Origin of the sequence: Kocuria rhizosphaerae (genome assembly GCF_044462265.1) — a bacterium.
Classification (GTDB): Bacteria; Actinomycetota; Actinomycetes; order Actinomycetales; family Micrococcaceae; genus Kocuria; species Kocuria rhizosphaerae.
The window spans coordinates 16,232-30,387 of the sequence record NZ_JBISWL010000075.1 but is presented as its reverse complement, the minus strand read 5'-3'; the positions used below and the strand labels follow the sequence as shown (position 1 = coordinate 30,387).

The following is a 14,156-nucleotide window of genomic DNA, read 5'->3' as shown; positions in this document are numbered from 1 at the left end:
TGATGGGGAAATGCGTTATCCGGTTCTTCAGTGATCGCAGGTCACGGCAGCCACAGACTGGCTGGGCGCCACGCACCTCTGCCGGGCGGTCGAGCTGACCGGCGCAACCGCCTCCGGTCCGACGACGCGTAAGCCTTATAACGATGCCACTTCAATTGGGGAACGGTTCGACTTCACTTGGGGTATGCACGTTGCACTCCGGGACCGGCCGCACCCAGCCTGGTTGTGTATGCAAATCCGAAGGTTACTGGGCGTTTCACGGCGAGTTGCCCGGTGCCCGATTGATGGGGGTAGACATGCGCGAACGTACTAAAGGACTGATGGGCGCGGCTTTGGGTGTCGGCGCTCTGACACTGGCCGGCTCCGTGCCGGCGCATGCCGCAGGCGCCGTCACCGAAGGGTCCCAGGCGTACCAGACTGACATTTGCTACGACGACTTCCTAGGCAATGAGATCTGCACCACGATGGAGGGCCGACAGTTGCAGGTGGTACTGCCCAACGGGCGGCAGCTGAACCGGGACAAGGGCACTGTTGTCTCCGAGGGGTACACCTGGGAGGGGACCCATTACACGGTAGAGAGTTCCTACAACTCCTTCACCGTTTACGAGGAGTACACCAGTCCGTGGGATTTCGACGATCAGGTGACCCGTGTCGACACCGCCAGGACGACCAGCGACGCCACCGGGGAGACCTGCGAGTCGACGCAGACATTCGTCGTGGTGGACGGCCAGGAGCGCAACTTCCGTACCGACGTCGTCTGCTACTGAGGCAGCCGTATTCAGCCGGTCGTCGCCACAGTGTGCTGTTGATTTGAGCGTAGCTGTTCTTCGAAGACCTCGGCCGGGGTGTGCCAATCGAGAATGCCTCGGGGCCGGCTGAGGGGAGCAGGGCCCGGGGACCAGGCGCACCGAGGGCGGGTTGAAGGTGTAGCGGTACAGTCGTGGCCGGTATGTCACCTGGACGGGGCGTGTGCCGTCATGGCGGCGCGGTGGTGCCCACATTTTGCCCACACTCCCTGGATCTTTCCCCGTGCCCATGTGGGCACGGGGCCAGTGCCTCAACCACGGTCATGGGATGTCAGGAGTTCGTGTCACCGGGGCCGTTGGCGCTTCATGTCGATGTAGTCGGACATGGGCGTGGCGGATAGGGCGGCGTGGCGGGCGATGATGCCGGGGCTGTAGCCGAGGGTGTCGATGAGGGTGCGTGCGTCGACTTCATGGGTGAGGTCGCGGAGTGTGGCGTTGCGGGCCCGTTGGGCGTCGATGCCGAGGACTTTGAGCCTGCGCGAAAGTGTGGCCGGGTGCAGGTGCTGGCCGGCCCGGGTGCCGGGGAACAGCCACGGGGTGCCGGTGTTGGCGGTGTTCTGGTTCCCGGGGTTCTGCAGGTGCTGCCAGAGCATGGCGGTCAGTGCCTCGGGGATGGCGGTCGGGGTGGCGCCGAGGGTGAGGAGCATGCCTTGCGGGGTCACCGTGAGGTGTTCCCGGCGGAGCATGACGATCTTGTTCAGCGGGTGGGCCCACAGCAGAAGGATCAGCCCGGCCAGGCGGGTCGAGCCGGTGACGTGGCGGTGTTCAAGGCAGTTCCGGACGAGCTCGAGACGCTCGGTGTGGGTGATCATGGGCGTGCTCTGGGCATTGCGGAAGGCCACGTCGATTACCCCGGTGCGGCGGCCCTGCTGGTGGTTGAGCCAGCGGACGAAGGTGCGGATCTGCTTGCGGGTGCTGGGGTCGTGACTGAGGTAGTCGTCGATGTGGAGCTGCTGGAGTTCCTCCGCGAGGGTGTGGTGGTGTTCTTGGAGCCAGATGAGGAACTTCCCGGCTTCGGTGATCTCCTGCTTGGCCGCGTGGGTGCTGGTCTCGAGGTCGGCGTCCGGATTGGTTGCCTGGGCGCGGATGCGCTCGAGGTGGTGCCAGGTGGCGAAGCGTTCGATGAGGTCGGCCGTGCCGTCCTCGGGGAGCTCTGTGATCCTGGTCGCGAGCCAGTGTTCGAAGCGTGCGAGGGTCTCGTTGCCGCGGGCGGGCATCATGCGGTGGTGGACGACCAGCGCGCGCAGGTGTTCGACCGCGGTCGAGCGGGGTAGACGGTCGAAAGCTTCGTGGGTGAGCGCCAGTTTGCGGGCGCCGATGGCTTCCAGCAGTGCCCTGGCCCGGGTGCCCGGGCGCATGTAGGTGTAGACGCTCTCGGGGCGCTGGGTTCCGGCGAACACTTTGATGAGCCGGTGCAGGCGGAGGTCGTCGCCGGGGTTGAGCACGGCGGTGAGGTCGTCGGTGAGGGCGCAACGGATGCAGAGGCCGGCGCGGAATCTCTCGGCTTCGCGGTGGCAGCCGGTGCAGGTCAGGGCGGTGGTGATGCCGGCGCAGTCACGGCAGAGGGGCTCTCGGCCGGGGGAGCGGCCGGGGAGCATGCGGTGTTCCCGGCAGTGCGGGCAGGTGCCGTAGGTGTGGGTGGCCTCGGTGAAGCAGGCCCCGCAGACGGCTCCGTCGGGCCAGTGGACGCGGATCTTGGCGACCTGCTGGTGGCAACGGTCGCAGGCATGCTGACCGGCCGAGCGGGGTCGGCCGCGCTTCTTCCGGGGGGCGAGGTCGGTGAGTGTGGGTGGGCGGACGGATCCGTTCCCGCCGGTGGCCGGGCGCCCAGGGTCAGTCATCGTCGTCGATGATCCGGGCGCGCACGGGGCGGTAGTCGCGCAGGTCGGGGAGGTTCTCGCCGGTGGCCGTGCGGCGTTGCCGGACGGTTTTGGCGTCGGTGGCCGTGTAGGTGATCAGGTCGTTGGGCGTGACCTCGAGGGCGTCGCAGAGGGCGACCAGGACCTTGAAGGAGATCCGCTCGGGCTGCTGGGTCACGATGCGCCAGACGGCGTTGGCGGTGAGGGTGATGCCGCGCTCGTGCAGCAGCTCGGCGAGGTCCTTGGCGGTGTGCACGCCCCGGCGTGCCATGACCTCGCGGACCCGCCAGGTGTAGGTGATCTCGCGTCGGCTCATGGGTCTCTCCTGGGTGCGGGCAGCCCGAGGGCCGCCTGGATGGTGCGGTCGTGGGCCCGTTCCAAGGCCAGGCGCTGGTAGTCGGGGGAGGGCAGGGAGTAGATCGAGGTCGTCGCGGCGTGCTCGTGGCCCAGCTGGAGTTGGACGAAGGTGACGTCGAAGCCCGCCCCGGTGATCAGCTGCGTCGCGTAGGAGCGGCGGAAGGAGTGCAGGTCGAGCCCGGGCGGGAAGCCCAGCTCGTCGACGAAGCCGCGCAGCCGCCCGAGCAGGTGGGACTCGCCGACGATGGCCCCGCTGCTGGTGGGGAAGAGATCGCTCACTGGGCGCCCGTAGCGGGGCAGCCCGTTGCGGATCCAGTCCTGGATCATCTGCGCCGACCACGGCCAGACGGTCAGCACGGAACGGACCTTCTTCGCCGAGCCGCGGTGGGGCTTGCCCCAGCGCACGCGCAGCACCCCGTGCTCACCCAGATAGGGCGCCCGGCTGTTGGACGAGAAGTCCACCACCTGCAGGTGCCGCAGCTCGTTGGCGCGCAAGCCCCAGCTGTAGGCCGTCTTGAACGCGATCGCGTCCCGCCAGGCGGCCACCGCGCCCTTGCGGCCGGAGTCCAGGATCCGTTCGACCTCCAGATCGGCCAGGTCGAATAACGCCTGCAGCTCGGCCTGGGTGAAAGGCCGTTTGGCCGGGCGCGCCTCGGTGGGCTGGGCGTGGGTGAGGCGATTGAGCTCGGTCACGACCTGGCCGAAGACCTGCCCGAACGACCTCGCGCTCTGCTCGCACCAGTCGTAGTGCGGATCGCAGGCGTAGTCGCAGAACAGCTTGATCGCCCCCTGGTAGGAGCGCACCGTCCCGTGGGAGAGGTTGCGCACCGCACGGGCGTGGGAGAAGAAGTCGTCCGCGTCCGCCAGCGTCCATTCCCACGGGTAGCGCCCCGAGAAGTCGATCAGGCTCATCACGACAGCACGCCGGGTCCGGATCGTGGCCGGCGAGAAGTCCTTCGCCCGCTGCTGAGCACCCCATCCGTCCAGGACGCTGGCCAGGAAGACCTCCGGATCGGGGGCCTGCCCACCGAAGGGAGCGAAGAGCACGTTCTCGCCGTCGTGGCCCATGGAGCGTCCTCAGAGTTCGAATCGTGATTGCGATAATCGCACACAAATTGCGTGCAACGCAATAACCGCCCGAGGACGTGCAGGTCAGAAGCCGGATCGACCTGGTCTGCGGAGCTCCTGTCCGCGCCAGGTGCCACACCCGTGCTGACGGTGCGCCAGGGGAATCGGTCCAGGTCAGAAGCCAGTCGGGGGAGCACCAGCACCGTTACCCAAAACTTCACGATGTGCAGAGCGCGCAGATGGAGTCGGTTCCTCTTTACATAATCATTATTATCGGACATTAACGAGGACGAGTCTTTGCATCTGTTTTGGACTCCCGTCTGTTCGATCTTGTGCTGATTCCGCGATGCGACGCGGTCCGCGAGTCTGTGCCGGACATTGGACCGCTCACCGGGGTGTTGCGGCGGCGCTGGCCAGCGTGGAATTCCTGCATCAGGTGCACGATTCCACGGTGAGGTGGGATCCGGACGGACGCGGTTCTGGGCCAGATTCCTGCCGTCCCGACCGACGCCGACGGGGAACTCTTCCGCACCCACGAGCGGGTGTTGGAGGCGATGCTGGCCGGATGCAGGGCACCGGCAGCCCCGAGAGCGTAGCCAACTCCCGTCTCCTCAGCATCCGTGCCTACCGGTTACTCCCGCCCTTCCCCCCCTTCGTTGTTCCCGACCGCGCTGTCCCCATTCTGCGGGTTCCCTTGTCCTTCTCGGGGCCCGCCGCCCCGACTGCGCCCGAGACCAGACCGTCACCATGGGTCATCGGCAGATCCCGTTCGGCCTCACGGCACAGACTCCAGGCAGCGGGTTGCACACGTGACCCCGCTCGGCGGGGGCACCAAGCTCGGCTGGCTCCTCAACGATTGCCTAACGCCCGTTGTTCCTCCCAGACAGTGAGGGTGACCATGGTGGTGTCGACCCTTCTGGAGCAAGGAGCCTGCCATGACCACACCGGCCGGAGACGCGACCGACTCCCGAAAGGACCCGGGTGAACTGAGCAGGAGGATGCTCGAGGAGCAGTTCGCCGCGATCAACGCCCATGACGTCGCCGGGTTCACGGCCTTCTACGCCGAGGACGCCGTGGTCATCGACCCGCAGTATCCCGAGCCCCTGCGTGGGCGCGATGCGATCGAGCAGGATGTGGCCACCTTCATCAAGGCCTTCCCGGACCTCAACGGCCGGATCACGAGCACGCTCATCGACGGGCCGGTATCCGCGGTCGAAGCCACCATGACCGGCACGCACACCGGGCCGCTGGCCCTGCCCACCGGGGAGGTCCCCGCCACGGGCCGCCAGCTGGAGTTCCCCATGGCGGTGTTCAGCCGCGTGGACGAGCAGGGCCTGATCGTGGAGGAGCGCCGCTACTACGATCTGGCGACCCAGCAGGAGCAGCTCGGACTGAGCTGACCGCGCGGACAGGAGACAAGGCCGTGCCGGGCATCCACGTCGAGCACTGGGGCGACGGCCCACCGGTGCTGCTGGTCCATGGCAGCATCACCGGCGGGGCCGGGACCTGGTCCGCCCAGCGGCCCCTGGCCGAGCACTGGCGCCTGATGGTGGTGGACCGGCGCGGCTACTTCCCCAACCCGCTGGCCGAGGTCGAGGACTTCGAGGTCGACGCCGGGGACGTCGCCGAGCTGCTCACCGAGCCCGTGCACCTGGTCGGGCACTCCTACGGCGGTGTCGTGGCACTGCTGGCGGCCGCCGACCACCCCGCGATGGTCCGCTCCTTGACCGTCAACGAACCCCCCGCCTTCGGGCTGGTGCCCGACGATCCGGTCGTGGGCGACTACGTCCGGGGCATGCGCGAGCTGTGGGACCACGGACCGGCCGATCCCACCGCATTCCTGCACGCGTTCATCGCCTACGTCGGCAGTACTTTCACCCCGCCGGACCCGTTGTCGCCGGACCTGCTGCAGAACGCGCACATGCTCCGCCACGAACGCCTCACCGACGAGGCCCGGATCCCGCTGGCCGCCCTGCGGCGGCAGGCGCCCTTCCCGAAGCTGGTCGTCTCCGGCGGCCACAGCCGGGTCTTCGACGCCGTCTGCGACGTCCTCGAGCGTGATCTCGGAGCCCAGCGCGCCGTCGTGCCCGGGGCTGGGCACAGCGTCCAACGCACCGGCGTCCCCTACAACGAGGTGCTCCACCGCTTCCTCTCCGCGGTCGTCTAAGCGAGGACAGGCGGCACCAGGACGACCACCCGCCCGGTGGTCCGTCGTCGCCTCGGACCCAGGGGCGCCGTTCCCTTCCGCCGAGGACGGGTTCTATGCTGGAGCCATGCCCATCCTGACCGTGAACGGGGTGAACCTCCACTACGAGGTCCACGGCGAGGGGGCGCCCGTCCTCGGGATCCACGGGACGCCCAGCTCCGCCCTGTTGTGGGAGGACGCCGCCGAACGACTCGGCCACCACAGCAGATGCGTCATCTACGACCGCCGCGGCTTCTTCCGCAGTGAACGGCCCGACCCGTTCGAGGCCGTCGACCTCACCGACCACGTCCAGGACGCCGCCGCGCTGCTGGAGGCCCTGTCCGCGACACCGGCCGTGGTGATCGGCCGCAGCACCGGCGGTGTGATCGCTCTCGAGCTGGCCCGCCGCCACCCCGAGAAGGTCGCGGCACTGGTGCTGCTGGAGCCGGCTCTGCTCACCCTGGACCCGCAGGCCGCGGCCTGGGCAGAGCACCTGCGCCGGAACGTGCTGGCCGCCGCGGCCGAGGACCCCACCGCGGCCTCCGAGGCCGTGTTCCGCCAGGCGTTGGGGGACGAGGCGTGGGAGTCGTTCCCGCAGCAGCTGCGGGACCACTTCACCGCCGCCAGCCCTGCCGTGCTCGCGGAGATCCGGGGCCGCGGCCTGGACCTCAGCCAGGCACCGCTGACCCTGAGCACGGAGGAGGCCGCAGGGATACGGCAACCGACCCTGATCGTCTCCGCGCAGGACTCCCCGGAAGCTCTCCACGCGATCAACCGGCGCCTGGCCGAGCTGCTCCCTGACACGGAGTCGGTCCTCGTGCCGGGCGGGCACCTCCTCGACCCGGCCGGCCCCGCCGTGCTGGACTTCCTCACCCGGCACCTGACGCCCCCGCCGAAGCGGCACCGGCCGTAAGGAACTGCCGCACCGATCGATGACAGCTTGACCTATGCGTGCGGCAGTCCCTCTTGCTCGACAGACACCGATGCTGGTCCCTGGTTGCTCAGATGTGCTTGCATGGGTGCGTGACCCAGCACGTCCCGGAAGCGGTCGAGCAGGACCTGAGCCGGCTGAACAGCGCCCTGGATGAGGTCGTGCCGTCCAAGGAGGCGGCGAACGTGCTGATCGCCACCTGGAACCTCCGGGCGTTCGGGAACCTCACACCCAAGTGGGCCGCAGGACCAGCGGATTCGCCCAAGCGGGACTGGCACGCGGTGGCGTGCATCGCCGCGATCGTCTCCCGCTTCGACGTCATCGCCCTCCAGGAGGTCCGCCGCAACCCGGCCGCGCTGCGCTTCCTGCTCCAACGCCTGGGACCGGACTGGCGGGTGATCGCCTCGGACGTGACCGAAGGTGATGCCGGCAACGGGGAACGGCTGGCGTTCCTCTACGACACCACGCGGGTGACCCCGTCCGGGCTGGTGGGGGAGATCGTGCTCCCGCCCGTGGCCGGGAAGCCCTCGGAGCAGTTCGCCCGCACCCCGTATGCTGCCGGTTTCACCCGTGGGGACACCGAGTTCACCTTGGCGACCGTGCACGTGCTGTGGGGGTCCCGGGCCGCCGACCGGCTGCCCGAGATCACCGCCTTCGCCCGGTGGATGCACCAGTGGGCGGTGCGGCGCAACGACTGGAACCCCAACCTGCTGGTGCTGGGGGATTTCAACCTGGACCGGATCGGGGACCCGCTGTACCAGGCCTTCGTCTCCGAAGGCCTGTGGCCGCCGACCGAACTGAACACGGTGCCGCGCACGATCTTCGATGATGACGAGGCCAGGCACTTCTACGACCAGATCGCCTGGTTCTCCGAACCCGACGGGACCTCCCAGTTGCAGTCGATGACCTACACCGGCCGCGCCGGGTCCTTCGACTTCGTCCCCCACGTCATGTCCGGGCTGACCCGCAACGAGCTGTCCTGGCGCCTGTCCGACCACTATCCGCTGTGGGTGGAGTTCCAGCACTAGCGTTACGGGGCTGGGCCGGGATCGTGGCCAGGAGACGGCCCTTGGTGGCCGCCCGGGCCGGGGTCTCGAGGCGGCCCTTCCCCACCGTGGCCGGCAAGGCCGTCAGGACTTGGCCATCGTGCTCCGGCCTTGCCGGGCCAGGTCTACGGCGTGGGTGCCCATCGCTGTCCCAGCATCTCGAGGGCCTGCTGGAGTTCCGGGGTGTCCGGGGTCAGGTCGACCTCGCCCAGCCCCACCACTATCCCGCCGTGGCCACGAACGCCCGGGCCGCGGCGGTGACCTCAGCCACCGAGCGCTCCGGGTCTCCCTCCCGTAAGAGGCGGGCGGGGGCACGGTCGCCCAGCTGGGGGTTCATGCCGGTGAACCACGCCTGGACCATGCCCGGGGCTTCCCGCTCGGCCAGCAGAGCCGCGATGTAGTACGCATCGCGCAGGCGCTGCTTCACCGCCTCGGAACCCGGATCCCGCGTGCCTTCGATCCACTCCCGGACCGCGCGGGTCTCTTTCACGGCCCCAAGGTAGGCCACCAGGCGCGCGCCGAGGATCTCGCGCAGCCCGTCGACGACCTGCGGGATCGACCACCGTTGCGAATCAACGTGGGCCTGCAGACCGGGGCGGCGTGCCATGGGTGCGGTGGACATACCCCCATCCTGCTCCTGAACACTGGGAATCCCTGGCCAAATCCCCGAGTAAATCCCCGTTCAAATCCCAAGCCGCAGACCGCAGACGACGACGGCCCTGTAGGGGGCCGGCACCGGAGAAGCCCCCGGGCTCGCCGGAACCGGGGGCTTCTCCCTGGACGTTTCGGGGTACCGGGGGTGCGGATCAGGCTCCGGCGGTGCGCAGGCGCGCCTCGACGAGGAGCCCGTCGTGGTCGGTGTAGGTCATCGGCACGATCTCGGTCTCCGGGGCGAGGAGCCAGCCGCGGGAGCCGTAGGCGTGCTGGATGCCCGGGGCCTGGGCGGCGGCCTGATCGGTGGCCGTCCAGGCCCCGGCCGGGGCGCAGGAGTCCTGACGGTTGACGTCACCGCCGAAAACCGTGGCCTGCTCCTGGCCGGCGCGGCCGAGGATCGCGGTCAGCTCGGCGCACTGGGCGTCGTTGGTCGCCGCCTGCGCGTCGGAACCGGCCACGCTCAGGTGGGCGGTGCACGCGCGCACCGCCTCCGCGGTCTCCACGCACAGCCAGCGGCGCTCTTCGCTGCCCAGCTGCGTTTCGAAGGCGGCCTCCTCGCTGGCGGTGATCTCCGTGGCGGTCAGCACCGCGTTGCCGAAGACCTCGCGGCCCTGCGGGTCGGTGCACGGCAAGGGCCCCCCGCGGTAGTTGACCACGGCGAACCGGTAGTCGTAGCCGGTCGCCTCGGCGATGCGGGCGATGTCGCCGCTGCAGGCCTCGTTGACCGTCACGGCGTCCGGGGCCTGCTCCTGGATCGTGGTGATGGCCTCCTCCACCACGGCCGGGTACTCGGTGTCGGGGTAGCACCCGGCCAGCCCGGACAGGCACAGGTTCAGCTGGAGCAGGGAGTAGTCCTGCGGGGCGTTGCTCGCGGAGGTCTCCGGTGGGACGGCCGCAGTGGCCAGCACGGCCAGGGTCGCAGCGGACAGCAAGGACGAGAACTGGGGAGTGCGCATGCACCGGACATTAAGCGCGAGAAGTGGCCAACACGTCACCGCAGGGTGAGCACCACGACAACCACGGTCGACCAGCGCTGGGATGCGCCCCGTCCGGGAGCTCCGGACGTCCGACGCGGACCACTCCGGTCTCATCAGGCAGAAAACACCAGATTCCTGCTCTTCGACATCTCAGAGTCGTTGTCCATAGGTGGTGGTGCTCCTCCCCGGACAGCAGGGCAGGTGAGACCGCTCGACCGGGGCTTTCTGGAAGAATGCCCGGGTGCAAGATTCCGACGACTTCGCCCTCCACGCGTGGGTGGACGAGAGCATGCGACAGAAGGCCGCACCTGCTCCGCTGTACCTGCTCGGCGCGGTGGTCGCAGACCCGGCCCAGTGCGACCCTGCACGTGAGCAGCTGCGGGACATCTTGCCCAAGGGGGCACCGAAGCTGCACTGGAGCGACATGGTCGACAGAGAAAAGACCCGCGCCACCGCGGTGGTGACCTCTTTCGACATCGCCCACCTCGTCGTCGTGGGCGCACCACTGGACCACCGCAAGCAGGAACGGGCCCGGGCGCACTGCATGGAGCGGCTCTACTGGGAGCTCGGGCAGATGGGTGTCACCACAGCGTTCCTCGAGGCCCGGGAGAAGTCTCAGCGGAAGAAGGACCTGCAGCTGGTCGACGCCCTGCGCGGCAAGGGCACCATGCCCGCCGGCCTGCGGGTGGAGATCGGCTTTCCCCGGGATGAGCCCATGCTCTGGATCCCGGACCAGGTTCTCGGCGCCATGGGCGACGCTGAACAGGCGCAGAGTAAGTGGTTCGCCCAGTACCAAGGGACCGTACAGCGCATTGACATCGAGCTGTAGACAGCGCGAAGGCCAGGTCCCGCTAACCGCGGGGGCCCTGGCCTCTACTTCCCTACTCCCTGCGGGAGCGGGCTCCCTCTAGTTAACTCCGACATACCCAGCCCTGTCCACCCCCCCTCCCTCACTCCTACCGGTAGGAATCACGCTGCGTGCGGCCGCGCCTGGACGGGGTGCTGGTGGACCTGCGGCGCCACTACGCGCAGATCTGCGCCCCTGTGGCCGCCCACCAGGTGGGGCACCGGGACGCGAGGAGCTGGCGTGGGCGCTGGACCAGGTTCTCCGGCGGCGCCGCCAGCGCGAACGGGAACCGGCCAAGGCCCCGTTCGTTCCCCGCTCTCAGGCAGTCGCCGTAGGAGTCCTGGCGGTGGCCGGGGCCGGAATGCTGGTCCTGTCCATGCTGTGACCAGACGCGCCCGGCGAGGCCGGCAGGCCCCGAGGTGACCAGGACCGGGACCGGGGCCGGTCAGCGTTGATCCGCACGATCCGGAGGTGCCGCGGTGGTCAGGGGCGGACCCCCGCCTTGCCCCACGAGTAGGGCCCCAACAGCTGGTCGGTCGGACCCAGGTCCTCGAGCTCCTCGGTCGAGAGCAGAGCGCCCGGGTTGTGCCCATCGCTCTCGCAGCGCACCGGCATCACCATGGTGGCCTCGGCCAAGGCGTAGGGGACGCCGAGAATCACCTCGCCTGCTCGAAGCCGCAGCCCCGGGCGGTCGGTGTGCATCCGATAGCGCGACAACCGCGCCGTGACCGGTGCGGTGACAGGGTCGGCGGATGCCGGCCCGTGGGGGTGGTTCTCGGTGCCGGGGCCGTCCGTGGTGGGATCAGGGGCCAGAGGGGAAGCGGTCATGGGGGGATCTCCTGGAAGCGAGTGCACCGAGAGCCCAGGGGGACTTCGGTGCCGAATGTGGGGCTCGACATCGTTGTCCATCTTCAGGGTATGGAGCCCGGTCAGCCTGCGGATACAGGGAACCCCTGTGATCTCCGACATGTAGGCGCCCCACCATCCGGGGGCCGGTCGGCGGTGCGACGGCGGCCCCGCCCCCGTCCACCATTGCTGGCACTGGCTCGACACGGTCGACCACCAACGCCTCAAACCGCTTGACGCCAACAGGAGCATCCGTTCGAGCGACACCCCGGTCGGTGATCGAATCACTGGAAGCGCTGGGTCTGCTGTTCATCGTGCGGTCACCTGCCGGTGGTCCGGGACAGGCAGGATGGGGGCCTCATCGCGATTCGTCGCTCGAGCGGAGGGGGAGCCGGCATGATCGAGGACACCAGCGCGAAGGGGGACCTCGGTCCTCCCTTGGAGTGGGACCAGGTGCGTCCCGGCCAACGGGTCGTGGCCCACCAGGGCGCGGCCGTGCTGCACCGGGGCGTGGTGGAGGAGACCATTCCGCACCTGGGGGTGGCCTGGATCCGGGATGCCACCACCGGGGCCCGGAAGATGCTCAGCCGCGATGACACCACGCTGCGCCGCGGGGTCATTCCTCCTGCGGACACTCCTGTCCCGGAGGGTTCTCATGGCTGAGCGCGGCGTTGATCTCACCGATCCGCGGATGCTCCGGCGCACCGCCGAGCATCTGAGCACCTGTTTCGCGGGCACCTTCTTCCCCGAGCTCGTCGAGCGGTGCGTGGCCGAGTGCTACGCGGAGCTGGCCCGCACGGCGCGGTTGCCGTCCTATTTGGCGCCGATCGCCGTGCACGCCGCCCGGGACCGCCTGCGTGCCCTGGCCACGGCCCGGTCCGGGACCGGCCCCGCGCCCGCCGAGCCTCCGGTGCGCCAGGTGCTGTTCGTCGACGACCGCGATGCCGGCCCCGCCGCGGTCGCCGCCGCCCTGCTGGGCGAGCTGGCCGGGCGCGAGGTCGTCACCCGCTCCGCGGGCACAGCTCCCGCGGACACCATGGATCCGTCGGCAGTGCAGTTCCTGGCCGATCACGGGGTCCCGGCGCCGATGGCCGCACCGAAGCCGATGACCAGGGAGCTGCTGCTCGCCGCCGACTGGGTCATCACCTTCGGGGACCAGGACCTCGGCGCCCTCGGTCCGGGCACCACCTGCCAGACCTGGCCGGCGCAGGCGACACCGCAGGCGCACCAGTGGCCGGAGATGATCGCCGATCTGCAGGCCAGGGTCCACGCCCTGCAGCTGGAGATCACCCCCTTCGCCACGGAGCAGGCCCGCACCGGCTGAACGCCCGCCACGAACCGATGTACAGCACCAAGGCATCCCCACCATCGTCAGGAGCGCCAGTGGACGACCCGACGGACGCGCACCGCCCCTTGGACCTCCACGTGCTCGAACGCACGGTCGAACACCTGGCCGGACGCTACGCCGGGGTGATCTCCCCTGAGGTGGTGGAACGGGTGGTCTTCGAGTCCTATGCCGCCCTGGCCCGCACCGCCCGGGTGCGCACCTACCTGGCACCGCTGGCCGGGCACTTCGCCGCCGATCGGCTGGCCGCCCTGGCCCACGCCCGGGACCGGGACGGCTCAACGGTCCCGCGGGTGCTGTTCGTCGGGCGCCACGACACCGGCCGCGCCCAGATCGCCGCCGCACTGCTGGCCCACTACGCCGGGGACGCCGCGGTGGTGCGCTCGGCCGGGACCGAACCCGGGGCCGCCGTGAACGAGAAGGCCCTGCAGCTCTTGACCGCCCGGGGGATCGAGGTCGGCCGGGTCTACCCGAAACCGCTCACCGACGACGTGGTCCGCGGCTCCGACCACGTGATCACCTTCGGCACCGGTGCGGCCGTGCCGGCCTACCCGGGCACCGACCACCGGGACTGGGGTACCGACCGCACCGTCACCGGCAACCCCGGTGAGCTGGAGTCCCTCGTGACCGAGCTCGACGAGAAGGTCCGCGCCCTCTGGCAGCAGATCAAGCCGTGACGGACCAGCATCGGAGGCGCTCGACCCCTGACGAGGGCCTCCACCGTCCTCCACGGGGCCCGTCCGCTGCTGGTGCGCCGCGACGGCGCCGGTGACCGAGCCCGGGGCCGTGGAGGCGTGGCTGGTGCTGGCCGCCGGGATCGGGTCCGGGATGCTGGGCGGGTTCTACCTGGCGTTCTCCCTGGTGGTGATGCCGGCGTTGCGGGACCGTCCCGCCGGTGAGGCGGCCTCGGCGATGATCGCCATCAACGAGGCGGCGGTGCGGGCGCCTTTCATGGTGCTGTTCTTCGGCACCGCCCTGGCCTGCCTGATCGTGGTCGCCACCGGATGGTCCACCCCCGGGGCCCCGATCCGGGTGCTGGGCGCTCTGGCCTCTCTGACCGGGTGGGTCCTGACCATGGCGATCAATGTCCCGCTCAACACGCGGCTGGCCCGCACCGAGCGCAGCACCGTCGTCTGGCACGCCTACGCCCGACCCTGGATCCGGGCCAACCACTTCCGGGCCGGGCTGTCGCTGCTCGGCGCCCTGGGTCTGCTCAACCCCCTCCCCTGATCGGT

The 14,156-nt window shown here is 69.5% G+C and carries 16 protein-coding genes; 10 read left to right on the top strand and 6 right to left on the bottom strand.

Annotated features, from left to right (window positions below):
- The first annotated feature begins 284 nt into the window (after positions 1 to 284).
- Complete coding sequence (locus ACH9EU_RS08770) at positions 285 to 767, top strand: hypothetical protein (RefSeq protein WP_396413037.1); 483 nt, start codon at positions 285 to 287, stop codon at positions 765 to 767.
- 323 nt (positions 768 to 1,090) lie between these two features.
- Here ACH9EU_RS08770 and ACH9EU_RS08765 read toward each other — a convergent pair whose 3' ends face one another.
- From ACH9EU_RS08765 to ACH9EU_RS08755, 3 genes are read right to left on the bottom strand one after another with little or no spacing between them, the layout of a single operon-like run.
- On the bottom strand, positions 1,091 to 2,647 hold the full coding sequence (locus tag ACH9EU_RS08765; RefSeq protein ID WP_396413036.1) for a hypothetical protein: 1,557 nt from the start codon (positions 2,645 to 2,647) through the stop codon (positions 1,091 to 1,093).
- A complete protein-coding gene (locus ACH9EU_RS08760; protein WP_396413035.1) occupies positions 2,640 to 2,981 on the bottom strand; it encodes a helix-turn-helix domain-containing protein in 342 nt (113 codons plus the stop codon). Before ACH9EU_RS08760 ends, ACH9EU_RS08765 begins: the two co-directional genes overlap by 8 nt.
- A complete protein-coding gene (locus ACH9EU_RS08755) occupies positions 2,978 to 4,090 on the bottom strand; it encodes a tyrosine-type recombinase/integrase (RefSeq protein WP_396413034.1) in 1,113 nt (370 codons plus the stop codon). Before ACH9EU_RS08755 ends, ACH9EU_RS08760 begins: the two co-directional genes overlap by 4 nt.
- Before the next feature lie 935 nt (positions 4,091 to 5,025).
- Here ACH9EU_RS08755 and ACH9EU_RS08750 point away from each other — a divergent pair.
- The 4 genes from ACH9EU_RS08750 (at position 5,026) to ACH9EU_RS08735 (ending at position 8,234) form a co-directional block, all read left to right on the top strand.
- Positions 5,026 to 5,490, top strand: a complete 465-nt coding sequence (locus tag ACH9EU_RS08750) for an ester cyclase (protein WP_396413551.1) — start codon at positions 5,026 to 5,028, stop codon at positions 5,488 to 5,490.
- A gap of 23 nt (positions 5,491 to 5,513) precedes the next feature.
- Positions 5,514 to 6,257, top strand: a complete 744-nt coding sequence (locus tag ACH9EU_RS08745; protein WP_396413550.1) for an alpha/beta fold hydrolase — start codon at positions 5,514 to 5,516, stop codon at positions 6,255 to 6,257.
- A gap of 106 nt (positions 6,258 to 6,363) precedes the next feature.
- Positions 6,364 to 7,188 carry an alpha/beta fold hydrolase gene (locus ACH9EU_RS08740; RefSeq protein ID WP_396413549.1) on the top strand — a complete coding sequence of 275 codons (825 nt, stop codon included), beginning with the start codon at positions 6,364 to 6,366 and terminating at the stop codon, positions 7,186 to 7,188.
- 110 nt (positions 7,189 to 7,298) lie between these two features.
- A complete protein-coding gene (locus ACH9EU_RS08735; protein ID WP_396413548.1) occupies positions 7,299 to 8,234 on the top strand; it encodes an endonuclease/exonuclease/phosphatase family protein in 936 nt (311 codons plus the stop codon).
- Between the two features lie 238 nt (positions 8,235 to 8,472).
- Here the strand turns inward: ACH9EU_RS08735 and ACH9EU_RS08730 are convergent, their stop codons facing one another.
- Positions 8,473 to 8,874: a hypothetical protein gene (locus tag ACH9EU_RS08730; RefSeq protein ID WP_396413547.1), complete on the bottom strand. Its 402-nt coding sequence runs from the start codon at positions 8,872 to 8,874 to the stop codon at positions 8,473 to 8,475.
- A 184-nt stretch (positions 8,875 to 9,058) separates the two neighbouring features.
- Positions 9,059 to 9,862 carry a hypothetical protein gene (locus ACH9EU_RS08725; RefSeq protein ID WP_396413546.1) on the bottom strand — a complete coding sequence of 268 codons (804 nt, stop codon included), beginning with the start codon at positions 9,860 to 9,862 and terminating at the stop codon, positions 9,059 to 9,061.
- 262 nt (positions 9,863 to 10,124) lie between these two features.
- Between ACH9EU_RS08725 and ACH9EU_RS08720 the strand changes: the two genes are divergently transcribed.
- Positions 10,125 to 10,712, top strand: a complete 588-nt coding sequence (locus tag ACH9EU_RS08720; protein ID WP_396413545.1) for a hypothetical protein — start codon at positions 10,125 to 10,127, stop codon at positions 10,710 to 10,712.
- Between the two features lie 501 nt (positions 10,713 to 11,213).
- Here the strand turns inward: ACH9EU_RS08720 and ACH9EU_RS08715 are convergent.
- Positions 11,214 to 11,558 carry a hypothetical protein gene (locus ACH9EU_RS08715; protein ID WP_396413544.1) on the bottom strand — a complete coding sequence of 115 codons (345 nt, stop codon included), beginning with the start codon at positions 11,556 to 11,558 and terminating at the stop codon, positions 11,214 to 11,216.
- A 414-nt stretch (positions 11,559 to 11,972) separates the two neighbouring features.
- On the opposite strand from ACH9EU_RS08715, the gene ACH9EU_RS08710 reads away from it, so the two are divergent.
- From ACH9EU_RS08710 to ACH9EU_RS08695, 4 genes are all read left to right on the top strand, one after another.
- The gene (locus ACH9EU_RS08710; RefSeq protein WP_396413543.1) at positions 11,973 to 12,239 is read left to right on the top strand and encodes a hypothetical protein; all 267 of its coding nucleotides are present in this window, start codon (positions 11,973 to 11,975) and stop codon (positions 12,237 to 12,239) included.
- Complete coding sequence (locus tag ACH9EU_RS08705) at positions 12,232 to 12,900, top strand: three-helix bundle dimerization domain-containing protein (RefSeq protein ID WP_396413542.1); 669 nt, start codon at positions 12,232 to 12,234, stop codon at positions 12,898 to 12,900. Before ACH9EU_RS08710 ends, ACH9EU_RS08705 begins: the two co-directional genes overlap by 8 nt.
- Positions 12,901 to 12,959: 59 nt before the next feature.
- The gene (locus tag ACH9EU_RS08700; RefSeq protein ID WP_396413541.1) at positions 12,960 to 13,598 is read left to right on the top strand and encodes a three-helix bundle dimerization domain-containing protein; all 639 of its coding nucleotides are present in this window, start codon (positions 12,960 to 12,962) and stop codon (positions 13,596 to 13,598) included.
- A gap of 91 nt (positions 13,599 to 13,689) precedes the next feature.
- The gene (locus ACH9EU_RS08695; RefSeq protein WP_396413540.1) at positions 13,690 to 14,151 is read left to right on the top strand and encodes an anthrone oxygenase family protein; all 462 of its coding nucleotides are present in this window, start codon (positions 13,690 to 13,692) and stop codon (positions 14,149 to 14,151) included.
- Positions 14,152 to 14,156 lie beyond the last annotated feature (5 nt).